Below are 24,641 nucleotides of genomic sequence, written 5' to 3'. Positions count from 1 at the left end.
GTCGGGACCGCAGTCCCGACCACGCGGCTCGCGTCACTTGTTCTCGTCGTCCAGCAGCTTCTGGAACGCCTCGTTGGCCGCGTCCGCCGAGGCGGCCGGGTCCTTGCCGGTGATGGCGTCGACGATCGGCTGGCCCACGATCTCCCGTGCCTCGGGCACCTTGACCACCAGCGGCCGGTCGTGACCGACACCGTTCTGGGTGCTGACGGCGATCGCCGCGGCGAGGTCCTTGGGGTAGGTGGACGTCCCCTCGGGGTCGGACCACACCGACGTGCGCGCCCCGGGGACCCCCGACTTCTGGTTGGCCAGGGTCTGCTCCTTGCTCGTGGCCCACTGGATGAACTTCCAGGCGTTGTCCTTGTTCTTGGAGGCCTCGTTGACGCCGAGGGCCCACGACGGGACGTTGTACGGCTTGGAGCCGGCCGGGCCGGCGGGGAACGGCGCGAAACCGACGGTGTCGGCGACCTTGGACTTGGCCTTGTCGGTGGCGTTCTTGTAGAGCGAGTCTGCCTCGGTGTAGAAGGCGGCCTTGCCCTGGGTGAAGATGGCCATGGCTTCGGGCCAGCTCATGTCCGTGCTGACGTTCTTGGGCCCGTGGTCCCTGATGAGCCCGCCGTAGAAGGCGTAGGCCTGCTTGGCCGCGTCGCTGTTGACCGCCGCCTTGTCACCGTCGCCGATGAACTCACCCCCGAAGCTGTAGAGGAAGCTCGAGAACTGGGTGACCGCGGCCGACTTGCCGGTGCGGGCCACGAACCCTGCGACGCCGGGGTTGTCCTTGGCGACCTTGGCCGCGTCGGTCTTCAGCTCGTCCAGCGTCTTGGGCGGGTTGGCGATGCCGGACTTCTTCAGCAGGTCCTTGCGGTAGTAGAGGACCTCCTGCTCGGTGATCGTCGGTACACCCACGACCTTGTCCTTGTAGGTGCTCGACTGGACCGGCCCCTGCTGGAAGTCGCCCCAGTTCCAGTCCTTGCTGGCCTTGACGTCGTCGGTGAGGTCGGCGAGGTAGCCGTTCTTGGCGAACAGCTTCCCCTCCTGCAACGGGCGGTACATCATCACGTCGATGTCGGAGGAGCCGGCGTTGAGCTTGACGTTGTACTGGTCGGACAGCTGGTCCTCGCCGAGCTGGGTGATCTCGACCTTCAGGCCGGACTGCTTCTCGAACTCGGGCAGGGCCTTCTTGATGTTGTCGGTCCAGACGTGGTTGGCCAGGGTCACGCGGACGGTCTTGGAACCCGACCCACCGCCGTCCCCTCCACCACAGGCCGACATCCCCAGAGCCGCGACCACGGCCAGAGAGGTGCTGATGACTACTGGCTGACGTCTCACGACTGTCTCCTTCTCGCCTGGCCGTTCCGCCGTTGGAACCGTCGCCGAGCAGACTCCTACGTCTGCTGATTCGTCGATGCTAGGCTCATACATCTGCTTTATGCAAGCACTTCCGCCTCATGAGTATGCTTTGTCCATGGCACAGACGGCGCAGGAGACCTCCGGCACCGACGACGGCCGACGAGAGCTGACCGGGTTGCACTCCCGGCTCCTCGAGGCGTTGGGCACGGCCATCTGCGGGGGCGGGCTCGAACCGGGCACCGTGCTGTTCATCGAGGACCTTGCCGAGGAGCACGCGGTCTCGCGGTCGGTGGTGCGCGAGGTGCTGCGGGTGCTGGCCTCCATGGGCCTGGTCGAGTCCCGGCGCCGGGTGGGCACGATCATCCAGCACCCGCGGGGGTGGAACGTCTACGACCCGCTCGTGATCCGCTGGCGGCTCGCGGGAGCGGGGCGCATCGGCCAGCTGAGGACCATCACGGAGCTGCGCTCGGCGGTCGAACCGGCAGCGGCGGCCCTGGCTGCCGAACGCGCCCAGCCACGCGAGGCCAGCGAGCTCGTCGCACTGGCCGCCCAGATGTGGGAGGCGGGCCAGTCCGGGGAGATGGACCTGTTCCTCGCCCTGGACATCGACTTCCACCGGCGCGTGCTGGCCGCCTCGCGCAACGAGATGTTCGAGCACCTCCACCAGCCGATCGCCGAGGTGCTCACCGGTCGCCACGCCTACGGCCTCATGCCCCACCACCCCCACGTCGACGCGCTCCAGTTCCACGTGGACGTCGCCCAGGCGATCCAGCGTCACGACAGTGACACCGCGCGCGAGCGGATGGTGCGGATCATGGACCGGACCATGGCCGAGACGAAGTCGATCTGGCAGGAGCAGGCCAGCGACGTCCGCGGCACCGCGGCGGCTCCCGGAGGAACCGCCGCGGAGTGACCGCGCAGGGTGGGCCGGGGCTCACCCACCGCCCAGCCGGCGTGCGGCCGGACTGATCCGCCCTCAGAGGGCGCAGGTGTTGACGATGTCGCCGCTCGCAGGCCTGGCCACGAAGCCGTCGGCCGGCGGGGGCGTGCCGCGCTCGACCCAGCCGGTCAGGGCGTCGAACGCGCTGCGGGCACAGGGCAGGAGGGGCCGCAGCTTGTCGGGGTACGCCGAGTACAGGCCGTCGGTGTGGGTGCCGTCCTCCACCGAGTAGTAGCGGTGCAGCGAGCCAGAACCGGCCTGGTCGACGAGCCGGTCGTAGACGTCCGCGTCAGTCGCCGCCGGGAGCAGCGTGTCCAGCGTGCCCTGGACGGTCAGCATCGGCTTGCCGATCTTCCCCGTCAGGGACACCGAGGCCACCGCGTCCTTGACCGCCTGCGGCCGTGAGGCGTAGTCGTAGTCGGCGTCGCAGCTCGGCGTCCCGCTGGCGCAGAATGGCACGCCCGCCTTGAGCGAACCGTCGAAGGAGGGGTCGAACTCCTCCCGGTAGATCCGCTGCGTCAGGTCCCAGTAGTAGGAGTAGTGGAAGGCCCAGAGGAACTCCGACCCGGGGGCGAACCCGGCCGCGATCATCGCGTCGTGGGCAGCCTGGTCGCCCGTGGCCGCGTACTTCGGGTAGTTCTTCAGCGCCGTCGGCAAATAGGTGAACAGGTTGGGACCCTCGGCACGGAACAGCGTGCCCTCCCAGTCGATGCCGCCGTCGTAGAGGTCGGGACGGTTCTCGAGCTGCCAGCGAGTGAGGTAGCCACCGTTGGAGATGCCGACCATCCAGGTGCGGCTCGGCGCCTTGGCGTAGACCTGCCGCAGCGTGGTCTTCGACGCCAGGGTCAGCTCGGTGACGCGGGAGTTCCACTCGCGGATCGAGCCGCCGGGGCTGCTGCCGTCGTCGTAGAACGAGGCACCGGTGTTGCCCTTGTCGGTCGAGGCGAACGCGTAGCCCTTGCTGAGCACCCAGTCGCTGATGATGAAGTCGTTCGCGTACTGCGCGCGGACGCCGGGAGCCCCGCTGACCACGAGGCCACCGTTCCAGTGGTCGGGGATGCGCAGGACGAACTGGGCGTCGTGGTTCCAGCCGTGGTTGGTGTTGGTCGTCGAGGTGTCCGGGAAGTACCCGTCCACCTGGATGCCCGGCACTCCGGTGGGGTTGACCGTGCCGGCGGCGTTGAGGCCGGCCCAGTCGCCCGGGTTGGTGTGGCCCGAGGCCACCGTCCCGGCTGTCGTGAGGTCGTCGAGGCACGCGAGGGTCTGCACCTCGGCACCCGGGACGCGGATCTTGGACTGGCGGGCACAGTGACCGCCCTGGGGCTTGTCCGCCGAGGCGGGAGCGGCCGTCGCGAGCCCACCGAGGAGGGCGAGCGAGGCAGTCGTGGCGAGGGCGGCGATCCGCCGGCGTGACGTCGTTGTCGGGCGCATGCGGCTCATGCTTCGCCCGGGGAACGGCCCTGCTCAATGTGGGTCAGGCACACAAACGGGAGGTGGGCCATGTGCCGCTCGCAGGGCAGGCGCGTCCGCCCTCATGCCGTGCTCGGAGCTGACCGGCCTACTGCGGCAGCGCTTGCAGCAGGTCGCGGGTGACCTCCAGCTGGCCGCGGTGCTGGGCGAGCTCCTCGTAGACGTGCATGAGCACCCCGCCCTGCGTCGCGGCGTACCAGTCGTCGCGCTCGTGGGTGGGGTTGGCCGGCGGCGCATGCACGTCGGAGCGGGACACCCACTCCTGCAACGCGATCCGGGTGCGGTCGGTGTCGGTCGCGAGGTCGGCCACTGCTCCGGAGGCGGTGAACTCGGCGTCGCGGTCGCGTGGCACGACCTCGCCGAGGTTGACGGTCGAGGCCCAGCGGGCGGCGACGCCCAGGCAGTGCGTGAGGATCGCGAAAGGGGTGTTGGCGCCGGGGAGGTCCGGTCGGCGGTTGGCCAGGTCGTCACCGAGCTCGACGACGATGTCGCGCATGGCCACGAGCGCCTCGTCACAGAAGCGCAGGTAGGTCTTCTCGTCGATCACGACGCCCTCCCTCCTCCACCGGCCTGTGGAGCACCCTGCATCGAGGTCATGCCTGCCCGGTCTCGAGCAGCCGGCGGAACCCCGCCTCGTCGAGGATCGGGCGGCCCAGCTCGCGGGCCTTGTCCTCCTTGGAGCCGGCGTTCTCACCGACGACGACGTAGTCGGTCTTCTTGGAGACCGACCCGGAGGCCTTGCCGCCGCGGGCCAGGATCGCCTCCTTCGCCTCGTCCCGGGAGAACCCCTCGAGCGACCCGGTCACCACGACGGTCATCCCCGCGAGGGTCTGCTCGACCGACTCGTCGCGCTCGTCCTCCATCCGCACGCCGTCGGCGGCCCAGCGGTCGACGATGCGCGTGTGCCAGTCGCCGGCAGGGCCGTCGAACCACTCGCGCACGGCCTCCGCGATGACCCCACCGACGCCCTCGACCCCGGCGAGCTCCTCGAGGCTCGCCTCGCGGATGCGGTCCATGGAGCCGAAGTGCTGCGCCAGGGCACGGGCGGCCGTGGGCCCCACATGGCGGATCGACAGGGCAACGAGGACCCGCCACAACGGCTGGGTGCGGGCGGCCTGCAGGTTGTCGACGAGGCGGCGACCGTTGGCCGACAGCACGCGGCCGTCGACGACCTGGTCCTCGGGGTCGGTCTTCTTCGCCGCCCGGGTGAACAGCGGGACCTGGGCGATGTCCTTCTCCCGCAACGAGAACAGCCCCGACTCGTCCTCGAGCACCCCGGAGTCGAGCAGCGCGACGGACCCCTCCCAACCCAGCGCCTCGATGTCGAACGCGCCACGACCGGCGAGGCTCGACAGCCGCTCGCGCAGCTGCGAGGGACAGGTCCGGGCGTTGGGGCAGCGGATGTCCTTGTCGCCCTCCTTCTCGGGCTTGAGCTCGGTGCCGCACGACGGGCAGTGCGTGGGCATCACGAACTCCCGCTCGGTGCCGTCGCGCAGCTCGACGACCGGGCCGAGGATCTCCGGGATGACGTCGCCTGCCTTGCGCAGCACGACGGTGTCGCCGATGAGCACGCCCTTGCGCCGCACCTCGTCACCGTTGTGGAGGGTGGCGCGCTCCACGGTGGACCCCGCGACGAGCACCGGCTCCATCACGCCGAACGGGGTGACGCGACCCGTGCGGCCGACGTTGACCTGGATGTCGAGGAGCTTGGTGTTCACCTCCTCGGGCGGGTACTTGTAGGCGATGGCCCAGCGGGGTGCCCGCGAGGTGGAGCCGAGCTGGCGCTGGACGGCCACCTCGTCGACCTTGACGACGATCCCGTCGAGCTCGTGCTCGACGCTGTGCCGGTGCTCGCCGAAGTGGACGACGAACTCCTGCACCTGCTCGAGGGTGTCGAGCACCTTGTAGTGGCTGGAGATCGGCAGCCCCCACTCACGCAGCAGCTCGTAGGCCTGCGACTGGCGGGTGAGCTCGAGGCCGTCGCGGAACCCGATGCCGTGGACGAGCATGTGCAGCGGCCTGCTCGCGGTGACCCGCGGGTCCTTCTGGCGCAGCGACCCTGCGGCGGAGTTACGGGGGTTGGCGAACGGCGCCTTGCCGGCCTCGACCAGCGAGGCGTTGAGGTCGGCGAACGCCTCCACGGGGAAGAACACCTCTCCCCTGACCTCGACGCGCGCCGGGTGCCCGGTGCCCGCGAGCTGGTGGGGTATGCCGTCGATCGTGCGCACGTTGTTGGTGACGTCCTCGCCCGTCCGACCGTCGCCACGGGTGAGCGCCCGCACCAGACGCCCCTTGTCGTAGAGGAGGTTGACGGCCAGGCCGTCGATCTTCAGCTCGCACAGGAAGTGCAGGTCGTCGGTGCCGGCGTCGCGGGTCACCCGTGCCGCCCACGCGGCCAGCTCCTCGGGCGAGAAGCAGTTGTCGAGCGACAGCATCCGCTCGAGGTGGTCGACGGCCTGGAAGTCGGTGGAGAACACCGCGCCGCCGACCTGCTGGGTGGGGCTCTCGGGGGTGCGCAGCTCGGGGTGCTCGTGCTCGAGCTCGTTGAGCCGGCGGATGAGGGCGTCGTACTCCCCGTCGCTGATCGTCGGGGCGTCCTTGACGTGGTAGGCGAACTGGGCCGCGGACGCCTGCTCGGCGAGGTCGACCCACTCGTGCCGGGCCTGGTCGGGGACGGTGCTGGAGACGATCTCACTCACGCGAGCCATCCTGCCGCACACCACCGACGGGCGGGCGGTGGCGGCACTCCCCCGCACCGTCCGGCGTTGGCGGGGTACGGATGCACACGCCGTACCGACGCGTAGCCAAACCCGTCGCGACGGGCGAGGATGTGCACGACACGTCCCCGACGATGCGGAGCCACCGATGACGAACCTCGCCACCAACCTGGTCACGACGGCGACCAAGCAGCCGGACCAGCCCGCCATCAAGTTCAGGGGCAACGACCTGAGCTACGCCCAGCTGCACGGCATGGCGGCCAAGGTCGCCGGCTCGCTGCGGGCGGCGGGGGTGGAGCCGGGCGACCGGGTCGCGATCATCCTGCCCAACGTGCCGGCCTTCCCGGTCGTGTTCTTCGGGTCGCTGCTCGCGGGGGCCATCGTGGTGCCGATGAACCCGCTCCTCAAGGCCGGCGAGATCGACTTCTTCTTCACGAACTCCGGGGCCAAGGTCGCGTTCGTCTGGCCGGACTTCGTGGCCGAGGCGACCGAGGGCGCGAAGAGCTCGGGCACGCGCATCGTGCAGTGCGGGCCGCTCGGCCCCGAGGAAGGCGCCCTCGAGGACGGGGAGCCCATCACCGAGCCCGTGGAGCGGGCCGACGACGACACCGCCATCGTGCTCTACACCTCTGGCACGACTGGCCGGCCCAAGGGCGCCGAGCTCACGCACAGCAACGTCCACCTCAACGCCCACCGCAGCGCTGTCGACATCCAGGAGACCAAGCCCGACGACGTGGTCATGGGCTGCCTGCCGCTGTTCCACGTGTTCGGGCTCGTGGTGGGGCTCAACGCCGCGGTGATCGCCGGTGCCGCCCTCGCCCTCATCCCGCGCTTCGACCCGGCCGAGGCCATCAAGGTCATCAACGACGAGAAGGTCACGATCATGATGGGCGTGCCCACCATGTACGCCGCGATCCTCAACCACCCGGACTCCGACGCCATGGACGCGACCCACCTGCGCACCTGCTGCTCCGGCGGGTCGGCCATGCCCCACGAGGTGATGAAGGCGTTCGAGGACAAGTTCGGCTGCGTCATCCTCGAGGGCTACGGGCTCTCGGAGACGTCGCCGGTCGCCTCGTTCAACATGCCCATGCGCGAGCGCAAGCCCGGCACCATCGGCGTCGCGATCCCCGGCTGCGAGATGAAGCTGGTCGACCTCGAGGGCAACGACGTACCGCCCGGCGACGGCGTCGGCGAGATCGCGATCCGCGGCGACAACGTCATGAAGGGCTACTGGCAGAACCCCGAGGCGACCGCTGAGGCCATCCCCGACGGGTGGTTCCGCACCGGGGACCTCGCGACGATGGACGAGGAGGGCTACTTCACGATCGTCGACCGCAAGAAGGACATGATCCTGCGCGGTGGCATGAACGTGTACCCCCGCGAGGTCGAGGAGGTGCTGTACGAGCACCCCGACGTCCTCGAGGCCGCCGTCGTCGCGGTCCCCGACGACCTGCTCGGCGAGGAGGTCGGCGCGGCTGTCGCCCTGCGACCCGGTGCGGAGACGACGCTCGAGGACGTGCAGGCGTTCGTGAAGTCGAAGATCGCCGCGTACAAGTACCCCCGCCACCTCTGGAAGGTCGACGAGCTGCCCAAGGGCGCCACCGGCAAGATCCTGCGGCGCGAGGTGCACAAGCCCTCCGCCTGAGGGCCGCCGAGCCGCGGGCGGGTCCTCAGGCGGGTGACGGAGCGGGCTGCCTGCGGCGGCGGGCGGGCAGCCCCACCACGACGGCCGAGACCAGGACGATGGCCGCCCCGAGCAGCTGCGGCCAGGCGAGGTGCTCGTCGAGGACGACGACCCCGAGCACGACGCTGACCACCGGGATGAGGTAGGTGACGGTCGTGCTGACGGTGGCTCCGGCGCCACGGACGACGTCGAACTGCAGCATGTAGGCGAGCCCGGTCCCGACGATGCCCAGGGCGAGGACGCAGAGCAGCGGCGGCCACCAGCCACCCCCTGTGGGGTCGGCGTGGCCGCTCCACGGCGCGGCATACCCATCCCGGTGCAGGGCCCACCACACGAGCAGCACCGGGACCATGAGCACCGAGCCGACGACGAGCAGCGCCGTGGGCATGGACAGGCCGCCGAGGTCGGCGCCGCCGAGGTAGCGGCGGTTGTAGGTCCAGCCCAGGCCGTAGCAGGCACCGGCCACCAGGGTCATGCCGAAGCCGAGCAGGTCGGGACGACCCGTCGACTCCCACGGCTGGAGGATGACCACGACGCCGACGAACCCGACCAGCACGGCGGCCAGCTTGCGCGGCGAGAGCCGGTCGCTCGGCAGCAGCAGGAGGGCGAAGAACAGCGCGGCGATCGGGGTCGTGGCGTTGCCGATGCCGGCCAGGGCGGAGGAGACCCGCTCCTCCCCCAGCGCGAACAAGCTGAACGGCAGCACCGTGAGGAAGATGCCTGAGACCGTCAGGTGTCCCCAGGTGCGGCGCTCGCGCGGGAGCCGGCCGCCGGTCGCCGCGAGCAGGGCCAGCAGGGTCAGGGTGCCGGCGTAGATGCGCAGCCCCGAGATCTGCAGCGGTGCGAGGGTGCGCAGCCCGACCTTCATGAGCAGGAAGCTCGAGCCCCAGATGAGGGCCAGCATCAGGTACTTCGCCTGCCAGGGCACACGCGTGGCGGGCGCCGTGGTCGCGGCGGGCGTCCCGAGGCCGCCCGGGCTGCTGTTCGTGGTGTTGGTGGTGCTGCTCATGCGGTTCAGCCCTCGGCTCGTTCGGTCCATTCGGCGGCCACCTCGACCGCCCTGCGTTGAACGCCCCAGGCCCCCTGGGGTGTGAGTCCGGCGAGCCCGCAGGTCGGGGTCGCGACGACGTCGGCCAGGCCGCGCGGCGACAGACCTGCGTCGCGCCATCCGCGCTCGACGAGCTGGGCGGCGGCCTTGGTGGTGCCCGAGCCGTCGGTGGCCAGGCACCCGGCCCAGAGGGCGACCCCCTCCTCCGTCGTCGCCGCGACCGACTCCCACCGCTGCGGCGTGAGGTCGGTGACGTCCATCGCCACCGCACCGACCCCGGTGGCACGCAGGAGGGGGGTGGGTACGGCGCGGTCGCAGCAGTGCACGACCGTGGGCCGCTCGCCTGCGGCGGCCAGCACGTCGCGCAGCCCGTTCATGGCGCGCTGGGGATCGACCGCCCGCAGGGAGCCGTAGCCGGACGCGGTCGGCAGGTGCCCCGCCAGGACCGCGGGCAGGGAGGGCTCGTCGACCTGCAGGACCAGGCGCGCCCCGGGCACGAGCCGCTGGACGGTGTCGAGGTGGAGGCGGATTCCCTCGGCCAGCGAGCCGGTGAGGTCACGGACCGCGCCGGGGTCGGCCAGGACCTTCTCACCACGGGTCAGCTCGAGGCTCGCAGCGAGGGTCCACGGTCCGGTGCACTGCAGCTTGAGGTCGCCCTCCCAGCCGTCGAACGCCTCGGCCAGCTCGTCGAGGTCCTGGCGCCACAGGGCGGCCGTGCGGGCCGCGTCGTGACCCGGGCGCTCGACGAGGCGCCATCCCGCGGGCTGGAGGTCGACGTGGAGGTCGACGAGCAGGCTCGCAGCCCGGCCAACCATGTCGGCGCCGGGTCCTCGTGCGGGCAGCTCTGGCAGGTAGGGCAGGTGGTCGTCGACGGCGAGGATCTCGCGGACACCGCGCAGGGCCTCGCGGATGTCGGTGCCGGGAAGAGAGCCGATACCGGTTGCGCGCGCCACGGGCAGGACTCTAGTCCGCGCCACCGACAGCCCCCGTCACGGCAGGGGCGTGCGGAGCCTGCCCGAGCTGAGCGGTCAGCCGGCGTCGTGCTCGGCGACCAGGCGTCTCGGCGCGACCTGCCGCCAGGCGTCCTCGACGACCCCCGGCGACGCGGTCCCAGTCGACCACCTCGATGTCCAGGTAGACCCCGACCCAGCCGCGGGTCCCGACATACGGCGGCCGGAAGTAGCGCTCCGGCTCGGCGGCGACCAGCGAGCCCTGCACGCCCTCGGGCGCAGCAGCCCAGAACGCCACCCGCTCGTCGTGGTGCCGTTGTGCCGCCATGACGAACATCTTCTTCCCGCCGGCGAACCAGCAGGGCTCGCCGTGCGAGGTGCGCTCCTCCGTCGCGGGGAGGGCCAGGCACAGCGCCCGGACCCGCGCCAGGCGCGGTCCCAGGCGCCCGTCGCCCGGCGCCATACCGCTCAGCGCTCCAGCCAGCTCGACGCGATCGTGGCCGAACCCACGACCCGCGTCCCGTCGTACAGCACGACCGACTGGCCGGGAGCGACCCCGCGCAGCCGCGTGGACAGCCGCACCTCGACGTCTTCACCTGCGGCCCAGGCCTGCGCAGGCACCTCCTCGCCGTGCGCGCGGACCTGCGCGCCGACCTGCACCACGCCCTCAGGGGCCGTGCCGCACCATCGGGCATGGTCACCGCGAATCGCGTTGACCCCCAACAGGTCCGAGGTGCCGATGGTCACGGTGTTGGTGGCGGCGTCGACCCCCACGACGTAGCGCGCCTCGCCGTCCTGCTGCGAGCGCGGCAGACCGAGGCCGCGTCGCTGGCCGACCGTGTAGCCGTAGGACCCGGAGTGCGAGCCGACCACGTCACCGCTGGCGGCGTCGACGATGTCACCGGGCTGCTCCCCCAGCCGCTGTGATAGCCAGCCACGGGTGTCGCCGTCGGCGATGAAGCAGATGTCGTAGGAGTCGGGCTTGGACGCGACGTAGAAGCCCCGCTCCCTCGCCTCGGCGCGGACGTCGGGCTTCGTGGTGTCGCCCAGGGGGAAGAACGCCCGGGCCAGCTGGTCGGCGTCGAGGACACCGAGGACGTAGGACTGGTCCTTGTCGGCGTCTACGGCCCGGTGCAGCTCACGCACCCCGTCGGGGCGCTCGACCACCTGGGCGTAGTGGCCCGTGGCGACCGCGTCGAACCCCAGGGCGACCGCCTTGTCCAGCAGCGCCGAGAACTTGATCTTCTCGTTGCACCGCAGGCACGGGTTGGGTGTGCGCCCCGCGGAGTACTCCGCGACGAAGTCCTCCATGACGTCACGCTTGAAGCGCGCGGCCATGTCCCAGACGTAGAAGGGGATCCCGAGCATGTCGGCGACCCGGCGGGCGTCGCCCGCGTCCTCGATGGTGCAGCACCCGCGGGCCGACTCGCGCAGCGTCGCGGCGCTCTGCGACAGGGCCAGGTGCACCCCGACCACCTCGTGCCCGGCGTCGAGCATCCGGGCTGCGGCGACGGCCGAGTCGACTCCCCCGGACATCGCGGCGACGACGCGCATCAGCCGGCCAACCCGCTGGCCCGGCGCGCCCGCTCGACCGCAGCCGGGAGGGCCGCGAGCAGGGCGTCGACGTCGGCATCGGTGGACGTGTGCCCGAGGGTGAGCCGCAGGGCGCCACGCGCGGAGCTCTCAGGGAGCCCCATCGCGAGCAGGACGTGCGACGGCTGTGGCACGCCCGCCTGGCACGCCGAGCCGGTGGAGCACTCCACCCCGGCAGCGTCGAGCAGGTAGAGGAGCGAGTCCCCCTCACATCCCGGCACGAGGAGGTGGGCGTTGCCCGGCAGCCGGTGCTTGGCGTCGCCCGGCTCCCACGGGCCGGTCACGGTGATGTCGTAGCCCATGTCGACGGCCGAGGTGACGATCCGGTCGCGCAGGGCCACCAGGCGCGGGGTCTCGGTGTCGAGGGCACGGACCGACTCCTCCAGGGCCACGGCGAAGGCGCGGATCGCCGGCACGTCCAGGGTGCCGCTGCGCACCTGCCGCTCCTGCCCGCCTCCGAACGTCTGCGGCACCAGCACTGCGTCGCGCTTGACGACGAGCGCACCCACGCCGAGCGGCCCGCCGACCTTGTGCCCGGTGACGGTCATGAGGTCGAGCCCGCTGCCGGCGAAGTCGACCGGCACGTGGCCCGCGGCCTGCACGGCGTCGCTGTGGAAGGGGACGCCGTGCTCGTGGGCGAGCGCGGCGAGCTGCGCCACCGGCTGGATGGTCCCGACCTCGTTGTTGGCCCACATCACGGTCACGAGCGCGACCGAGCCGGGGTCCTCGTCGATGGCGGCGCGGACGGCGTCGACGGTGACGACCCCGGCGGGATCCGGCTCGACCCAGGTGACCTTGGCCCCCTCGTGGCTGACGAGGTGGTCGACGCAGTCGAGCACGGCGTGGTGCTCGATGGCGCTGGCGATGATGCGGATCCGTGCAGGATCGGCGTCCCGGCGGGCGGTCCACGTGCCGGCGACCGCGAGGTTGTCGGACTCGGTGCCCCCGGAGGTGAAGACGACCTCGGACGGCCGCGCCCCCAGCGCCCTTGCGATCCGCTCGCGGGACTCCTCGACGACCCGGCGCGCGAGGCGGCCGCTGGTGTGCAGCGAGGACGCGTTGCCGGTGACGGCCAGCTGCTCGGTCATCGCCGCAGCGGCCGACGGGAGCATCGGCGTGGTCGCGGCGTGGTCGAGGTAGGCGGGCACCAGCAGAGTTTACGCGTGACCGCGGGGATCCCGTACGGCGCGAGCACGGGCCGGCGGTTCCTGACCAGTCCCATACCCGCGAGGGGCGTAACCACGTCCGCGGGCCGTCGTTGGACCGGGTACGGCCGACCACCACCGATGCTGGTCGCTCCTCGAAGGGAACCGCATGCGCACCGTGAGAAGAACCAGAGCCGCCCTCGCCGCCGCCGCGCTGGCCACCGTGGCCCTCGCCGCCCCCGCCTCGGCCGGGCTGCTGCCCGCCGGACAGCCCCTGGCACCCGTCCAGCCGTGGCTCACCACCCAGCTCGGCGTGCTCCAGGCCGCCACCCCGACCACCGTGCTCGTCCACGGGACGGACACCGCCGCCGCGCAGCGGGCCGTCTCCGCGGCGGGCCTGCGTCAGGTGACGACGTTCGACAAGATCGGCGTGGTCGTCGCCACCGGGCTGCCCGCCCAGGTTCAGGCAGTGCGCGCCCAGCCGGGCGTCACCTACGTCGAGGGCAACCAGCCCATCCAGATGACCCTCGCCACCTCCAACGTCGCCACCCGCGGCGAGGAGGCGCGCAACACCCTCAGCGGCGCCGACGGCACCAGCCTCGACGGCAAGGGCGTCTCCGTCGCCGTCATCGACTCCGGCGTCGACCCCAGCCACCCGTTCCTGAAGAACCCCGACGGCTCCTCGGCCGTGATGAAGAACCTCAAGATGGTGTGCGAACCGCTCACCGAGAGCACGTGCGCACCGGTCGACGCGGGCTCGCTCAACACCGACCTGCTGTCGGTCGGCGGCCACGGCATGCACGTCAACGGCATCGTCGCCGGCCGCGACGTCACCCTGTCCGACGGCACGAAGATGCACGGCGCCGCCCCGGGCTCGAGCCTGGTGAGCATCAGCACCGGTGCCGTGCTGTTCATCGTCGGCGCGGACGCCGCCCTCAACTGGGTGCTCGAGAACCACGCCGCACCGTGTGGCGCAGGCGTGTCCGTCGCGAAGTGCCCGCCCATCAAGGTGACCAGCAACTCCTACGGCCCCACCGGCGGTGGCGCGTTCGACCCGAACTCAGCAACCGTCAAGCTGCAGCGCCAGCTCGTCAAGGAGGGCGTGGTGACGGTCTGGGCCAACGGCAACGACGGCGGCGACGGCTCGGCCTCGCTGTCCAACCCCCCCGGCATGGACCCGACCCCCGGCATCCTCTCGGTCGCGTCGTACTTCGACCAGAACACCGGCACCCGCAACGGCACCGTCTCCGACTTCTCCAGCCGTGGCAAGGCTGGCGACCAGTCGACCTACCCCGACATCTCGGCCCCGGGTGAGGACATCACGAGCTCGTGCCGCATCTACCTGCCGATCTGCACCACGGGCCTCGACCCCAAGGACGGCGGCGACTACAACACCATCAGCGGCACCTCGATGGCCACCCCGCACATCGCGGGCATCGTCGCCCAGCTGTTCCAGGCGAACCCGTCCGCGACCCCGGCGCAGGTCGAGGCCGCCATCGAGTCGACGGCGTACAAGTACACCGACGGCGCCCCCTACGAGAACGGCACCAACGGCACGACGAGCTTCGACAAGGGCCACGGCCTGGTCGACGTCGTCGCGGCCGCCACTGCCCTCCGCTGACCACCAACCCGGCGGAGTGACGCCGAACGCCCCGGATCGCGCGTGGTCCGGGGCGTTCGTGCGTTCGGGGGTCGCTCGTACGGGATCGCGGGTACGGGGCCGTGGGTACAGGGTCGCGGTGCCGTCGTGGTCGTCCCTTCGGCGGATCCCGCCACCGCGGCCCGGACCTACGCTGCCTGCTGAGCGTCCCGAGCAGGAGGCCCCCATGGACGACGCGACACCGCCTGCCGCACCCACCGCTTCGGAGTGCGCCGACGCGGAGACCGCCGAGGCCGAGTTCATGTACGCGCTCGAGTCGGGGGCGCCGCCGCACGTGGCGCGAGAGCTCGGGATCTCGACCACCCGCATCGCCGGTGGGGTCGCCCTGGCCATGCGCCACGACCCCGCCGGTGGCTACTGGAACAAGTCGCTCGGTCTGGGCCTCACCGAGCCGGTCACCGGGCAGGTGCTGGACTCCGTCCTCGACTTCTACCGCGACAGCGGCAGCGGCGTGGCCTGCCTGCAGGTCGCGCCCCAGGCCCTGCCGCAGGACTGGGACGACCTCTGCGCAGCCCACGGGATCGTGGCGGGGAGCAGCTGGGTCAAGCTCGTCCGTGACGCCTCCCCCGCACCTGGGGCAACCACCGACCTGCGTGTCGGACCCGTGACCCGCGAGGACGCCAGGGCGTGGGGCGAGGTGTACTGCGTGGGCTTCGGGATGCCGGTCGGACCCCTCGCCGACATGGTCGCCGCGGTGCTCGACAACCCGTCCTTCCACCCCCTGGCCGCGTGGGACGGGGACGAGGTCGTAGCGGGGGCCAACCTCTACCTCACCGGCGACCTCGCGTCGTTCTGCGGGGCCGCCACCCTGGAGAAGGCCCGGGGCCGCGGCGCCCAGTCCACCTTCTTCCACCGCCGGGTCGAGCTCGCCAGGGCAGCAGGGGCGCGCCTGATGGTGGCCGAGACCTGGGCCGAGTGCGAGGGACAGCACAACCCGTCGCTGCACAACATGCGCCGGGCGGGCTTCCGCGACCTCTACGTGCGGCAGAACTGGGTCTGGCACGCTGAGTGAGCGCGAAGTGCCGGAACCACGGTCCCATGGCGACACCTCGCGCTCACCGAGACAGGCCGGCGGCGTATGGAGCCCCCGCGCCATGCGTCGAAGGGCCCCCGACCGGTGTGGTCGGGGGCCCTTCGAGCGGTGGCTGCGGGCTAGCCCTTCGCCGCCTGCACCTTCTCGGTGGCCTGGGGCAGCACGGTGAACAGGTCGCCGACGACGCCGAAGTCGACGAGCTCGAAGATCGGCGCCTCCTCGTCCTTGTTGACGGCGACGATGGTCTTCGAGGTCTGCATGCCGGCCCGGTGCTGGATGGCGCCGGAGATGCCGCACGCGACGTAGAGCTGCGGCGACACCTGCTTGCCGGTCTGCCCGACCTGCGAGGTGTGCGGGTACCAGCCGGCGTCCACGGCGGCACGGGACGCACCGACGGCGGCGCCGAGCGAGTCGGCGAACTCCTCGACCTTGGAGAAGTCGCCGCCGGTGCCACGACCGCCGGAGACGACGATGGCGGCCTCGGTCAGCTCGGGACGGCCGGTGGCCTCCTTGGGCTTGGACTCGGTGATCTTCGCGGCCTTGGCGGCGTCGGAGATGCTCACCTCGACGACCTCGTCGGCAGCGGCTCCCGCGGCCTCCTCGGGGGCGGCCGAGTTGGGCTTGACCGTGACGATGGGCGTGCCCTTGGTGACCGTCGAGGTGACGGAGTAGGACCCGGCGAAGACGGACTGCACCGTCTTGACGCCACCGCCCTCACCGGCCTGCACGTCGACGGCGTCGGTGATCAGGCCCGACTCGGTCTTGATGGCCAGGCGCGCGGCGATCTCCTTGCCGGCGGAGTTGCTCGGGATGAGCACCGCGGCGGGCGAGGCGGAGGCGACGAGCTGCGCGAGCACCTCGGCCTGCGGGGCCACGAGGTGGTCGGTGACGTCGGCGGACTCGACGCGGTACACCTTCTCCGCGCCGTACTTCGCGAGCGCCTCCTTGGCGGCCTCGAAGCCCTCGCCGACGAAGACGGCGGAGGGCTCGCCGAGGCGGCGGGCGATGGTCAGGAGCTCAGCGGTGGTCTTGCGGACGGTGCCGTTCGCGTGGTCGACCAGGACGAGTACTTCAGCCATGGGTGTTCCTTTCCTTCTGTCTCTGGCCGGCTCAGACGAACTTCTGCGCGGACAGGAACTCCGCGAGCTTGGCGCCGCCGTCACCCTCGTCGGTGACGATCTGGCCCTGCTCGCGCGGCGGGCGCTTGGTGAACGACTCCACCTTGGTCCAGGCGGCGTCGAGGCCGACCTGCGACGGGTCGACGCCGAGGTCGGCGAGCGACCAGGTCTGCACGGGCTTCTTCTTCGCGGCCATGATCCCCTTGAACGAGGGGTAGCGCGGCTCGTTGATCTGGTCGGTCACGGAGACCAGCGCGGGCAGCGAGGCGACGATGGTCTCGGACGCGGCGTCGCCGTCGCGGCGGATCGTCACGGTGGACCCGTCGACGGTCAGCTCGGAGGCGAACGTCACCTGCGGCAGGCCGAGGCGCTCGGCGAGCATCGCCGGGACGACGCTCATGGTGCCGTCGGTGGACGCCATACCGGTCATCACGAGGTCGGGGGTGCCGATCTTCTTCACGGCCTCCGCGAGCACCAGCGAGGTGGCCACGGAGTCGGAGCCGTGGATCGCGGCGTCGTTGACGTGGACGGCCTGGTGCGCGCCCATCTGCAGCGCCTTCTTCAGGGCGTCGGCGGCCTGGTCGGGGCCGACCGTCAGCACGGTCACCTCGCCCTCGCCGGCTTCGACGATCTTGAGGGCTTCCTCGACGGCGTACTCGTCGAGCTCGGACAGGAGACCGTCGACACCGACGCGGTCGGTGGTGTTGTCGGAGTCGTTGAAGGTGCGGTCGGACTGTGCGTCCGGCACGTATTTCACGCAGACGACGATGTTCATGCGCTGATCGTCCTCTTCCAGGTAGGGATTGAGATGAGGTCAGGTGCCATCCTTACAGCCCGTGCTCCGAATGGGCATGTCAGCAGCGCGTGACGCTCACCACGGGTGGGCGACGGGGCTGCACACCCGGCCACCACGCCGCCTTCCGGATGGGTACCGCGTGGGGACGGAGCCGCTCAGGCGTCGCCGCTGGAGCGCCGCCCTGCCTTCACCTGCCCGCGCCGCTTCTTGTCCTCGAGCCGGCGACGGCGTGAGCCGAGGGTGGGGCGGGTCGCCCGCCGCGGCGGCGGCTCGGGGGCGGCGGCCTCACGCAGGAGGGTCACGAGGCGCCGGCGGGCGGCGATGCGGTTCTGCCGCTGGGCCCGGTGCTCAGAGGCGACCACGAGGAGCCTGCCGCCGACCAGGTGCGGGCGGAGCCGGGCGAGCAGACGTTCGCGGACCTCGTCCGGCAGGGTGGCCACCGCGGCGGAGGTCGACGGGTCGAACTCGAGCTCCACCCTGCTGTCGGTGGTGTTGACGCCCTGGCCCCCGGGGCCGGACGAGCGGGAGAACCGTTCGGTCAGCTCGCCGGCATCGATGCGCAGTCCCCGGGGCAGCCCGGGTCCCGGAGCCACGAGGAGGGCGGCTCCGGGCTGGGGCCGGCCGGCCGAGGGCAAGGTCACGAGCCCACTCCACCACACCCGGGACCATGCACACTGGGGACGTGGACAGTGACGCGGAGAAGGACGTGGACGGGTACGTGGGCAAGGACGTTGACAAGGACGTCGATGCGGGCTCCTTCGCCCGCACCCGGCGCTCGCTGCACGGCGTCGCCGAGCTCGTCCTCGCCGGTCCGCAGTACGCGGTGAGCGGCTCGATCGAACTGCGCGCCGTCCCGGGCGGCTGGGCCACCGTGGCCGACCCTGTCCTGCGCGTCGAGGGCGGTGAGCTGGTCCACGGGTCGGGGCGACGGTGTGCCATCCACGGTCGCACCTGCGCCGAGCTGGCGACGGAGCTCGGCCTCACCGCTGCCGCTCCTGGCGTCTACGACGACGGACCCGGCGTGTCCGCGGACGAGCGGCTGGTGGTCGACCCTGCCGCGGCGGAGGAGGTCTCGCAGGCCTTCTCGTGGGGCGACACGGCACTGCGGGCCCTGGCACCTGGCGAGCGGCCCGTCCTGTGGCCGGAGCACTTCGACATCGCCGTCACCGTCGACCGGGCCAACTACGGCGTCTCCCCCGGTGACGCCACGATCGCCACCCCCTACGCGTACGTCGGGCCGTGGGAACCCGTGCACGGACGGTTCTGGAACGCCAGTTTCGGAGCCGCCCGCCCGCTGCGCGACCTGGGGAGCGCCGACGCCGTGCTGGCCTTCTTCCAGCAGGGAGCGTCGCTCCTGCGCTGAGGCAGACTGGTGCCTCGTGAGCTCTCCGGTGCCTGGCGCCTTCTGCCTCGTCCTGCACTCGCACCTGCCCTGACTGCCCGGCCACGGCGTGTGGCCGCTGGGCGAGGAGTGGCTGTTCCAGGCCTGGGTCGAGTCCTACGTCCCCCTGGTCGCCGAGCTCGACGCGCTCGCCGCGGAGGGCCACCGCGACGTCCTGACCCTCGGGGTCACCCCCGTGCTGGCGGCCCAGCTCGACCACCCGCGGATGCGGCGCGATGTCGGGACCTGGGCCGGTATGGCGCAGCTGCGCGCGGCCGAGATGGCCTCCGGCCCCGACCCCCTTCGTCGCGAGGCGGCAGCCCGCGAGCACGCCCTCGCGAGTGCGGCCGCCGACCTGCTCGCCGGGCGCTGGAGCGGTGGCGGCTCGCCGGTGCTGCGGTCGCTGCGCGACGCCGGGGTGGTCGAGCTGCTCGGTGGCCCGAGCACCCACCCCTTCCTCCCGCTGCTGCTGCCCGAGTTGGCCTCGCTGGCGCTGGCGACCGGCCTGGCTGACAGCACGTGGCGCCTCGGCGAGCGCCCGCGGGGCATCTGGTCACCGGAGTGCGGGTGGCGGCCAGAGCTCGCAGAGCCGTTGTGGCGCAATGGAGTCGGTCACTTCGTCGTCGACGAGCAGCTGGTGCGCGACGCCGGTGGTCACCCCCATGCGGCGTGGCGCGTGGAGGGCACCGACCTCGTCGCAGTCCCGCGCGACCTCGCCGTCACCAACCTGGTGTGGTCCTCCCGCGCCGGCTACCCGGCGGCTGCGGCCTACCGTGACTTCCACGCCCGGGACGCGGCCACCGGGATCAGGCTGTGGGCGGTCACGCACTCGGCGGACGGTGCGCCCGGTGGCGCCAAGGCGCCGTACGACCCGGCCCGGGCCGACGCGCAGGTCGACCGCGACGTGGCCCACTTCGTCGCCGCGGTGCGGCACCGGCTGCAGCACGCCCACTCGGTGACCAGCGGCCCCGGGCTCGTCGTGGCGGCGTACGACACCGAGCTCTTCGGCCACTGGTGGCACGAGGGTCCGCGCTTCCTGGGACGGGCTCTGCGCGCGCTGCGGTCCGCGGGCGTCACCGTCACGACGCTCGAGAAGGCCCTGGCCGCGGGGCACGTCGGCGGCGAGCTCGCCCTCGGGGCCGGTTCGTGGGGCGCGGGGAAGGACTACTCGGTGTGGGACGGCCCGCTCGTCGCCGAGCTCGCCCACGAGAACGAGTGGCTGCAGCGCCGGTGGCTCGACGTGGTGGCGTGCGAGCGGGCCGAGGGACGGCTCGGCACGCGGCGTCCCGACCTCGACCAGCTGCTGCTCACCCTGTGGAACGCCCTGTCCAGCGACTGGGCGTTCCTCGTCTCCCGCGGGCAGTCGGTCGACTACGCGTGGCGCCGGGCCGAGGGCCACCGGGCCGACTTCCACCGCCTCGCGGCCCTCATCGAGCAGGGGCGCACGGCGGAGGCCGGTCTCGAGGCGGTGCGACAGGCCGTCACCGACCGCACCTTCCCGGCGCTGGACGCCCGGCTCAGCTCGCCCTGACCTCCGGCGACAGGTCGGGGAGCTCGACGGCGTCGAGGCGCACCTCGAACGTCGTGCCACGGGTGGAGGGGACCACGCCCACGGTCCCCCCGTGCCGGTGCACGACCTCGCTGACCAGGGCGAGGCCGAGGCCGAAGCCCGGCGACGTCGGATGACGGGCGAAGCGGTCGAAGAGGCGGTGCGCCACCGTGGGGTCCATGCCCGGGCCGTCGTCCGAGACGTCCAGCACGACGTGGGGTCCCTCCGGGCGCAGCCGCACCCCGACCTGCGACGTCGCGTGGCGCAGCGCGTTGTCCACCAGCGCGTCGACCACCCGGCGCAGGGCCACCCCGGCCCCGCGCACCGGGGGCACCTCGACGACGTCGACGGTGAGCGCGATACCCCGCTCGTCGGCGAGCTGGCGGTTGAGCGCCCCCACGGCGGTCACCACCTCCGCGAGGTCGACGAGCTCCCCCGACTCCTCCGAGGCCTCCACGTCGGCGGCGTGCAGGAGGTCCTCGACGATGTCGGCCATGGCGGACGCCTCCTGCCTGAGCAGCACGAGGTCGAGCGCCAGCGCGTCCCGGGAGGCGTCAGCCCGCATGCCGTGCGCCACCAGGTCGGCGCGCAGGGCGAGGCGCGAGAGCGGCGTGCGCAGCTCGTGGCTGGCGTCGGCGATGAACTGCCGCTGCCGGGCGAGCGCGTCGTCCCACACGGCCAGCGTGCGCCGGCCGAGCCGGTCGCCGGTCCACGCGGCGACCAGGCCCGCCCCCAGGGCCGCCAGCGCCAGTCCCACGAGCAGCCGGTGCCGTTCGGACTCGTACGGGGACAGGTCCACCCCCGCCTGCACGACCGCACCGTCCACGACCCTGGTCAGGGTCTGGTACTCACGGTCCTCGACGTAGCTCTCCCGGTCGAGGTCGCGTCCCGAGGAGCGCGCCTGCACCAGGTCGTCACGGCTCGGCAGCGAGGCCGGGGCGCCCGGCGAGGCCGTGCGCACCCCCGAGACGTCCACCCGCACGACGAAGGTGCCGCTCGGCACCGCCTCGGTCGTGGGTGCTGCCGCGAGCGCGGTGAGCTGGGCCCTGACCTCGCGCTTCTGGCCCACCAGCACCACCCCCACGGTGACGAGCCCGGCCACGGCCACCCCCGCGAGGACCCCACCGAGGGCCTGCAGGGCGATGAGCCGCCGCGCACGGCGGAAGCGGTTCCCGGCAGGGCTCACCCCAGCTCACCGGCGCGGTAGCCGACCCCCCGCACCGTACGGATCACGGCAGGGCCGAGCTTGCGCCGGATGGAGTAGACGTAGGTGTCGACGAGGGAGAGGCTGCGGGTGCCGGGTGCGAGCGAGTCGCGCAGCTCGTCGCGGGAGAACACCCGCGCCGGGCGACGGGCGAGCTGGGCCAGGAAGGCTGTCTCGGCGGGCGACAGCTCGACCCGCGAGCCGTCGGCGAGCCGCACCTCGTGGGCGTCGGTGTCGACCGCCGCGTCGCCGAGGGGGACGACCGTCGCGGACTCCAGGTGCCGCCGCAGGAGCGACCGCACCCGGGCCAGCAGCTCGGAGCTGTCGAACGGCTTGACGAGGTAGTCGTCAGCACCGCCGTCGAGTCCCTCGACGCGGTCCTGCACCGAGCCGTGGGCCGTCAGCACCAGCGCCGGCGTGACGACCCCACTGGTGCGGACCCGCCGGATGAGGTCGACCCCGTCGCCGTCGGGGAGCCTGCGGTCGACGACCATGACGGCGACGGTGCGGGACATCGCGGCGTGCAGTCCCGCCTGCAGGTCGCGCACCGCGTGGACGGCGTAGCCCTCCCCCGAGAACAGCCGGACCAGGAGCGTCGACAGCTCGCGGTCGTCCTCGACGAGCAGCAGCGGGATCGGCTCGGGGTCGCCCATGTCGTCAAGCATGACAGCGGCCGGCGGCTCGGGCTCTGGGTTCCGGTGGGGTGTACGGGTCTACTTGTCCGAGCTGGAGGAGGCGCTCTGGCCCGTGCCCTTCCAGACGGCGTTGGCGCCGCTGTGGCCGATGCGGACGACCTGCACCATCGTCGCGAGCGAGGCGACCAGGGCGAGCACGGCCACGGCGCGGACGAGGACCGGCGAGTCCAGGCCGGTGCGGGTGTCGCTGGGGGCGCCGACGCGGGTAGCACCCGGGCCGTCGGAGACGGGGATGGTGCGGCGGCGCTCGAGGACGAACAGGGCGACGGCCAGGACCGTCAGCACGATCATGAACGGCAGCAGCGTGTCGCCGAGCTCGGTGTGCGCCTCCAGGGCCGGGGTCGACTGGATGCTGTGCTCGAGGTCCTCACCGCTGCTCGTGGCGACGGGGACGAGCACCAGCCCGAGGACGGCGACGACCGGCGTGGCCCACAGGGCCCAGCGACGGAACCGCGGCGAGACCGCCGAGGCAGCCAGGAGCAGCGCCGCCAACGGCACGATGACGACCACCGCGTGGACGACGAGCGGATGGAGCGGGAGTCCGAGGACGGTGCTGGGCATGGGGGGTCTCCTGGTGTGGGGGGCCGGGTCCTCCAGCCTCGCAGGCGAATCTCAAGGGATTCTCAAACGGTGACAGAACCGGCAGGATGTCGCCCGCCGAGACCACCCGCGCCCTCACCCCGCCCTCGCTCGCGCCCTCACCCGCGCCGGCGCACGACCCTCCCGGGCACGCCTGCGACCACCGAGCAGTCCTCGTAGGTGCCGCGCGCCACCGCGGCCGCGGCCACGACACAGTGGTCGCCGACCCAGGTGCCGCGGGTGACGACCACCTTGGTGCCCAGCCACACGTCGTCGCCGATGTGGACCGGTGACTTCACGATCCCCTGGTCCTTGACCGGGACCTCGAGACTGTCGGTCACGTGGTCGAAGTCGCAGACGTAGACGTCGTCACCGAACAGGCACGCGTCGCCGATCGAGACGTCGAGCCAGCAGTTGATGGTGTTGCGGATGCCGATGACCGACTTCGGGCCGATGCGCAGCGTGCCCTCGTGCGCCCGGACCCGCGCGTGGGCGCCGAAGTGGGTGTAGGCGCCGATCACGAGCCGTCCGTAGCCCTCGCGCACCTCGAAGCGCACGTCGGGGCCGATGAAGCACGGGCCCTCGAAGCGCAGGGACGGGCAGCGTGCACTCGCCCGGGCCATGCGCAGGTAGCTGAGCAGGTGGTGGCGGGTGAACGCCCGGTGGGACAGCGCCCAGCCGACCCAGCGCAACCACAGCAGCGGTCGGTGCGCACCTCGCGGAGCGCGGTCACCGTGTTCGTCCGGCGACATGTCGGCGTCGGCGGCCGCGTCCACCTCAGCCGGGTTTCACGCCGGTGATGCCGACGTTGTAGAAGAGCTTGGCGGGCACCGCCCGCGCCAGCACCCGGTCGAGCGCCGACAACCGGCGCCACGACCCGTAGGCGAACATCGCCCAGCCCCACCCGAGGGCTCCTGGTCTCACGGCCGCCTCGAAGGTGCGCACCGGCCACCCGAGGAATGCTGCCGTGAGCTCCTCCGTACGGGTCCGGACGGCGACCGCCCCTGCGCGCAGGGCCGTGCGGGCGAGCTCGTCGGGGTCGAAGGTGTGCAGGTCGACCACCGCCTCCAGGGCCGCGGCGCGGGACGACTCGTCGAGCTCCTCGGGGTCGCGGGCCCAGCGCTCGCGCAGGAGCGGCAAGGCGGTGACCGCCTTCGTCGCGTGCCAGGTCAGTCGGCCGAGGCGCCGGGCGTACCAGTCCCCCACCCGCGTCGGCTCGCCCGCGACGACGAACCGGCCTCCGGGCTTGAGCACCCGCAGCACCTCGGCGAACGCCGCCTCCACGTCGGGGATGTGGTGGATGACCGCGTGGCCGACGACGACGTCGAAGGTGTTGTCGTCGTAGGGAATCCGCTCGGCATCTGCCACCCGTCCCTGCACGGTGAAGCCCAGTCGCTCCGCGTTGGCCTTCGCTGCCTCGACCATCCCCGGTGAGATGTCGGTGACGTGGACCTCGTCCAGGACGCCTGCGAGCTTGAGGTTGAGCGAGAAGAAGCCCGTGCCTGCACCGAGCTCGAGCGCGACGCCGTACGGCAGCGGCTCGGGCATCCCCGTGATCGCCTCGAACCGGTCACGCGCATAGGCGGTGCAGCGCTCGTCGAAGGAGATGGACCACTTGTCGTCGTAGGTCGCGGCCTCCCAGTCGTGGTAAAGCACCTGGGCCAGCTTGGTGTCGCCGTAGGCCCGCTCGACGTCCTCGGCACTGGCCGACGGTGAGGTCGGTGGCATC

General features: G+C 72.1%; 23 protein-coding genes. 6 read left to right on the top strand and 17 right to left on the bottom strand.

From position 1 onward, the window contains the following. Positions 1-33: 33 nt before the first annotated feature. Positions 34-1,326: an ABC transporter substrate-binding protein gene (locus tag AB4Z02_RS08005; protein ID WP_056882666.1), complete on the bottom strand. Its 1,293-nt coding sequence runs from the start codon at positions 1,324-1,326 to the stop codon at positions 34-36. Positions 1,327-1,462: 136 nt separating this feature from the next. On the opposite strand from AB4Z02_RS08005, the gene AB4Z02_RS08000 reads away from it, so the two are divergent. Next, complete coding sequence (locus AB4Z02_RS08000) at positions 1,463-2,260, top strand: FadR/GntR family transcriptional regulator (RefSeq protein WP_056882665.1); 798 nt, start codon at positions 1,463-1,465, stop codon at positions 2,258-2,260. A 63-nt stretch (positions 2,261-2,323) separates the two neighbouring features. Here the strand turns inward: AB4Z02_RS08000 and AB4Z02_RS07995 are convergent, their stop codons facing one another. From AB4Z02_RS07995 to ligA, 3 genes are all read right to left on the bottom strand, one after another. Further along, positions 2,324-3,718: a tannase/feruloyl esterase family alpha/beta hydrolase gene (locus AB4Z02_RS07995; protein WP_441970294.1), complete on the bottom strand. Its 1,395-nt coding sequence runs from the start codon at positions 3,716-3,718 to the stop codon at positions 2,324-2,326. Between the two features lie 127 nt (positions 3,719-3,845). Continuing rightward, positions 3,846-4,304 carry a mycothiol transferase gene (locus tag AB4Z02_RS07990; RefSeq protein WP_441970293.1) on the bottom strand — a complete coding sequence of 153 codons (459 nt, stop codon included), beginning with the start codon at positions 4,302-4,304 and terminating at the stop codon, positions 3,846-3,848. Between the two features lie 46 nt (positions 4,305-4,350). Next, the gene (gene ligA, locus AB4Z02_RS07985; RefSeq protein WP_441970292.1) at positions 4,351-6,465 is read right to left on the bottom strand and encodes an NAD-dependent DNA ligase LigA; all 2,115 of its coding nucleotides are present in this window, start codon (positions 6,463-6,465) and stop codon (positions 4,351-4,353) included. A gap of 157 nt (positions 6,466-6,622) precedes the next feature. Between ligA and AB4Z02_RS07980 the strand changes: the two genes are divergently transcribed. Continuing rightward, a complete protein-coding gene (locus tag AB4Z02_RS07980) occupies positions 6,623-8,122 on the top strand; it encodes a long-chain-fatty-acid--CoA ligase (RefSeq protein WP_056882662.1) in 1,500 nt (499 codons plus the stop codon). A 25-nt stretch (positions 8,123-8,147) separates the two neighbouring features. Here AB4Z02_RS07980 and AB4Z02_RS07975 read toward each other — a convergent pair whose 3' ends face one another. From AB4Z02_RS07975 to AB4Z02_RS07955, 5 genes are read right to left on the bottom strand one after another with little or no spacing between them, the layout of a single operon-like run. After that, complete coding sequence (locus AB4Z02_RS07975) at positions 8,148-9,170, bottom strand: DMT family transporter (protein ID WP_082590090.1); 1,023 nt, start codon at positions 9,168-9,170, stop codon at positions 8,148-8,150. Positions 9,171-9,175: 5 nt separating this feature from the next. Beyond that, the gene (locus tag AB4Z02_RS07970; protein WP_441970291.1) at positions 9,176-10,162 is read right to left on the bottom strand and encodes a methionine synthase; all 987 of its coding nucleotides are present in this window, start codon (positions 10,160-10,162) and stop codon (positions 9,176-9,178) included. Between the two features lie 10 nt (positions 10,163-10,172). Further along, positions 10,173-10,622 (bottom strand): MmcQ/YjbR family DNA-binding protein, encoded by a 450-nt coding sequence (locus AB4Z02_RS07965; RefSeq protein WP_441970290.1) that lies wholly within the window; start codon positions 10,620-10,622, stop codon positions 10,173-10,175. A 5-nt stretch (positions 10,623-10,627) separates the two neighbouring features. Beyond that, positions 10,628-11,713 carry a tRNA 2-thiouridine(34) synthase MnmA gene (gene mnmA, locus AB4Z02_RS07960; protein WP_441970289.1) on the bottom strand — a complete coding sequence of 362 codons (1,086 nt, stop codon included), beginning with the start codon at positions 11,711-11,713 and terminating at the stop codon, positions 10,628-10,630. Then, positions 11,713-12,900 carry a cysteine desulfurase family protein gene (locus AB4Z02_RS07955; protein WP_441970288.1) on the bottom strand — a complete coding sequence of 396 codons (1,188 nt, stop codon included), beginning with the start codon at positions 12,898-12,900 and terminating at the stop codon, positions 11,713-11,715. Before AB4Z02_RS07955 ends, mnmA begins: the two co-directional genes overlap by 1 nt. Before the next feature lie 166 nt (positions 12,901-13,066). Here AB4Z02_RS07955 and AB4Z02_RS07950 point away from each other — a divergent pair, with 166 nt between their 5' ends. After that, positions 13,067-14,518: a S8 family peptidase gene (locus AB4Z02_RS07950; protein ID WP_441970287.1), complete on the top strand. Its 1,452-nt coding sequence runs from the start codon at positions 13,067-13,069 to the stop codon at positions 14,516-14,518. Between the two features lie 205 nt (positions 14,519-14,723). Beyond that, positions 14,724-15,569 carry a GCN5 family acetyltransferase gene (locus AB4Z02_RS07945; RefSeq protein ID WP_441970286.1) on the top strand — a complete coding sequence of 282 codons (846 nt, stop codon included), beginning with the start codon at positions 14,724-14,726 and terminating at the stop codon, positions 15,567-15,569. Positions 15,570-15,709: 140 nt separating this feature from the next. On the opposite strand, the gene AB4Z02_RS07940 is transcribed toward AB4Z02_RS07945, so the two are convergent. The 3 genes from AB4Z02_RS07940 to arfB all read right to left on the bottom strand — a co-directional run bounded on the left by AB4Z02_RS07940 (position 15,710) and on the right by arfB (position 18,139). Next, positions 15,710-16,669, bottom strand: a complete 960-nt coding sequence (locus AB4Z02_RS07940) for an electron transfer flavoprotein subunit alpha/FixB family protein (protein ID WP_056882656.1) — start codon at positions 16,667-16,669, stop codon at positions 15,710-15,712. Positions 16,670-16,700: 31 nt separating this feature from the next. Beyond that, complete coding sequence (locus AB4Z02_RS07935) at positions 16,701-17,483, bottom strand: electron transfer flavoprotein subunit beta/FixA family protein (protein ID WP_056882655.1); 783 nt, start codon at positions 17,481-17,483, stop codon at positions 16,701-16,703. Positions 17,484-17,659: 176 nt separating this feature from the next. Beyond that, positions 17,660-18,139, bottom strand: a complete 480-nt coding sequence (arfB, locus tag AB4Z02_RS07930; RefSeq protein ID WP_235531347.1) for an alternative ribosome rescue aminoacyl-tRNA hydrolase ArfB — start codon at positions 18,137-18,139, stop codon at positions 17,660-17,662. Between the two features lie 47 nt (positions 18,140-18,186). Between arfB and AB4Z02_RS07925 the strand changes: the two genes are divergently transcribed. Beyond that, on the top strand, positions 18,187-18,867 hold the full coding sequence (locus tag AB4Z02_RS07925) for a hypothetical protein (protein WP_200949186.1): 681 nt from the start codon (positions 18,187-18,189) through the stop codon (positions 18,865-18,867). A gap of 88 nt (positions 18,868-18,955) precedes the next feature. Next, positions 18,956-20,416 (top strand): 1,4-alpha-glucan branching protein domain-containing protein, encoded by a 1,461-nt coding sequence (locus AB4Z02_RS07920; RefSeq protein WP_441970285.1) that lies wholly within the window; start codon positions 18,956-18,958, stop codon positions 20,414-20,416. Here AB4Z02_RS07920 and AB4Z02_RS07915 read toward each other — a convergent pair. The 5 genes from AB4Z02_RS07915 to AB4Z02_RS07895 all read right to left on the bottom strand — a co-directional run bounded on the left by AB4Z02_RS07915 (position 20,403) and on the right by AB4Z02_RS07895 (position 24,640). Continuing rightward, on the bottom strand, positions 20,403-21,620 hold the full coding sequence (locus AB4Z02_RS07915; protein WP_441970284.1) for a sensor histidine kinase: 1,218 nt from the start codon (positions 21,618-21,620) through the stop codon (positions 20,403-20,405). The two genes, AB4Z02_RS07920 and AB4Z02_RS07915, sit on opposite strands and share 14 nt — an antisense overlap. Further along, complete coding sequence (locus tag AB4Z02_RS07910) at positions 21,617-22,291, bottom strand: response regulator transcription factor (RefSeq protein ID WP_441970283.1); 675 nt, start codon at positions 22,289-22,291, stop codon at positions 21,617-21,619. Before AB4Z02_RS07910 ends, AB4Z02_RS07915 begins: the two co-directional genes overlap by 4 nt. Positions 22,292-22,351: 60 nt before the next feature. Further along, the gene (locus tag AB4Z02_RS07905; RefSeq protein ID WP_441970282.1) at positions 22,352-22,894 is read right to left on the bottom strand and encodes a DUF2231 domain-containing protein; all 543 of its coding nucleotides are present in this window, start codon (positions 22,892-22,894) and stop codon (positions 22,352-22,354) included. A gap of 137 nt (positions 22,895-23,031) precedes the next feature. Beyond that, a complete protein-coding gene (locus tag AB4Z02_RS07900) occupies positions 23,032-23,688 on the bottom strand; it encodes an acyltransferase (RefSeq protein ID WP_056882650.1) in 657 nt (218 codons plus the stop codon). 1 nt (position 23,689) lies between these two features. After that, positions 23,690-24,640, bottom strand: coding sequence for a class I SAM-dependent methyltransferase (locus AB4Z02_RS07895; RefSeq protein ID WP_441970281.1), 951 nt, complete (start codon positions 24,638-24,640; stop codon positions 23,690-23,692). Position 24,641 lies beyond the last annotated feature (1 nt).

Origin of the sequence: Pedococcus sp. 2YAF34 (assembly GCF_052114585.1) — a bacterium.
In the GTDB taxonomy this organism is placed as follows: domain Bacteria; phylum Actinomycetota; class Actinomycetes; order Actinomycetales; family Dermatophilaceae; genus Pedococcus.
The sequence above is the reverse complement of the archived record's forward strand: the minus strand, read 5'-3'. Positions and strand labels throughout refer to the sequence as shown.